The following is a 344-nucleotide window of genomic DNA, read 5'->3' as shown; positions in this document are numbered from 1 at the left end:
CCACCATTTGATCCAAAACGGTCAATCACTTGTCCAGCTTTTAAATTGGCTGGTTGTGTAATGGGGTTACCGGCACTATCTAAAACAAAGCCATCTGTTCCTGGTGGTGGCCATTTAATGTTACCCTGTGCATCCACAAAGTCCCTAGAACGAACAGGAACTTGTTTCCCCTCAAAGACATCTGCTGAAAGATAAGCACGCTTTCCATTTGGCATTGTTATCCGCTCTGGGAAATATTTCCCTTGTTGTGTGTACTCTTTGCGAAGGTAGTTATCAAACTTCGAACTCTCCCTCGCAAGCTTGCTTTCTTCCAGATTTTTCAGAATCTGCTCTCTGTTGTACTT

General features: G+C 43.6%; 1 pseudogene. It reads right to left on the bottom strand.

From position 1 onward, the window contains the following. Positions 1-344, bottom strand: a pseudogene (locus SORDD15_RS10355) (hypothetical protein); the annotation flags it as partial.

The sequence above is a fragment of the Streptococcus oralis genome, assembly GCF_001578935.1.
GTDB classification, from domain to species: Bacteria; Bacillota; Bacilli; order Lactobacillales; family Streptococcaceae; genus Streptococcus; species Streptococcus oralis_R.
The sequence above is the reverse complement of the archived record's forward strand: the minus strand, read 5'-3'. Positions and strand labels throughout refer to the sequence as shown.